The sequence below is a fragment of the Stenotrophomonas sp. NPDC077659 genome (genome assembly GCF_050268705.1).
Lineage (GTDB): Bacteria > Pseudomonadota > Gammaproteobacteria > Xanthomonadales > Xanthomonadaceae > Stenotrophomonas.
The window spans coordinates 1-1,670 of sequence record NZ_JBNNHG010000274.1; the positions used below are offsets into that span (position 1 = coordinate 1).

Here is a 1,670-nt window from a genome sequence, read left to right on the forward strand (position 1 = left end):
GAACTCCATCGGTGAAGTGCTGCAGCAGCTCACCGGTTCCGGTTCAGCGTTGAACATGGCGCTCGTACTTGGCCTGGAAGTCCGGGTCCGATTCCGGCGAGAGGTAATACAGGAACGGGCTGTTGGTGATGTTGCCCATGTTCTGGATCGCCACTTCCTGCAGGTACTTCTTCCAGCCTGCATCGTCGTCCTTGGCCGGTGCGACCAGGGCCTGCTTGGCGTCTTCGACCGGAGCGGCTTCTTCCTTCTTGCAGGCGGTGAAGGCCAGGGCAAACGAAGCGATCAGCATCGCGCGCATGGTGGTGTTCATGGGTTTCCTCCCGAGATGGTGCGTGTGGTTTACGTAATGGGGGTGCGTGGTACTACAAGGCCCTGCCGCCGGGCAGGAATTACGACTGCGCCGCCTTCGCTTCGCGGACTTTGCGCAGCGCCTCGAGCACGGCGGCCGGTACGAAACCGGACACATCGCCTCCCAGGCGGGCGATCTCGCGGACCAGCGAGGACGAAATGAAGCTGTGCTGCTCGGCCGGGGTCAGGAACAGGGTCTCGACCTCCGGGATCAGGTGGCGGTTCATGCTCGCCATCTGGAATTCGTATTCGAAGTCGGACACCGCGCGCAGGCCGCGCAGCAGCACCCCGCCCTGGACCGAACGGACGAAATGGGCCAGCAGGGTATCGAAGCCGATGACCTCCACGTTGCCGTGGTGGCCCAGGGCACCCCGGGCCAGCTGCACGCGCTGCTCCAGCGGCAGCGCCGGGCCCTTGGACGGGCTCTGCGCCACGCCCACCACGACCTTCTCGAACAGCGGCGCGGCCCGGCTCACCAGGTCGATGTGACCATTGGTGATGGGATCGAACGTGCCGGGGTAGACGGCAATGCGGCGGTTGGCCACGGTCATGGGCGGTTGCAGAGGTTCAGATGAAGTCAAAGTGTAGCAGTGGCGCGGCGGTACAGGGCAAAGCGCACCTCGCGGGTGCCGCCCTCGCGGTGCAGCAGCCATTCCGGCGGCAGCACCGGCGCGTGGCCGGCGGGCGATTCCAGGTACAGCCAGGCATCGGCGGCGAGGTGGCGAGGAAGCTGGGCCAGCACGTCCTGCCAGAGGCCATCGGCGAACGGCGGGTCGATGAAGACCAGATCGGCGTGCTGGGCGGGCGCGCCCTGCAGCCAGCGCAGGGCATCGGCCTGGACCACGGTGACCTGCTCGGCCGCCTGCAGCTTGGCTACGGCAGCCACCAGATTGCGGCCGAGCTGGGCATCGCGCTCGACCAGGGTGGCGTGGGCGGCACCGCGCGAGACGGCCTCCAGGCCCAGCGCGCCGCTGCCGGCGAACAGGTCCAGCACACGGGCCCCGCCGAGCCTGGGCAGCAGCCAGTTGAACAGGGTTTCGCGCACACGATCACTGCTGGGCCGCAGGCCCGGCAGGGTCGGTACCGGCAGGCGGGTATTGCGCCAGCGCCCGCCGATGATGCGGACCTGGCCGTTATTGCCACCACGGCCGCTCACCGGCGCCCCCGGTGGGGGATCTTCGAGAAATTCAGCATGAGCGGGATTGTAGTCGTCCGGGCGGCGCCCGGCACCGGCACCGGCACCGGCAGAGGCCAGAGCAACAGCAACAGCGGGCATTCCGTGGGATGGCGGGGTGGGTCCGGTTGAGGGGGACGCTGCAAGT

General features: G+C 67.8%; 2 protein-coding genes and 1 pseudogene. All 3 read right to left on the minus strand.

The window, feature by feature from the left end; genetic code table 11:
* Window positions 1–49: 49 nt before the first annotated feature.
* A pseudogene (locus ACQKDV_RS19380) lies at window positions 50–310 on the minus strand (hypothetical protein); the annotation flags it as partial.
* A gap of 79 nt (window positions 311–389) precedes the next feature.
* On the minus strand, window positions 390–899 hold the full coding sequence (coaD, locus tag ACQKDV_RS19385; RefSeq protein WP_005409091.1) for a pantetheine-phosphate adenylyltransferase: 510 nt from the start codon (window positions 897–899) through the stop codon (window positions 390–392).
* Window positions 900–925: 26 nt separating this feature from the next.
* Window positions 926–1,504 (minus strand): 16S rRNA (guanine(966)-N(2))-methyltransferase RsmD, encoded by a 579-nt coding sequence (rsmD, locus tag ACQKDV_RS19390; protein WP_427785849.1) that lies wholly within the window; start codon window positions 1,502–1,504, stop codon window positions 926–928.
* Window positions 1,505–1,670 lie beyond the last annotated feature (166 nt).

Coding starts and splice junctions, on each gene's coding strand:
- coaD (WP_005409091.1), bottom strand. CDS start 899: ATGACCGTGGCCAACCGCCGCATTGCCGTCTACCCCGGCACGTTCGAT.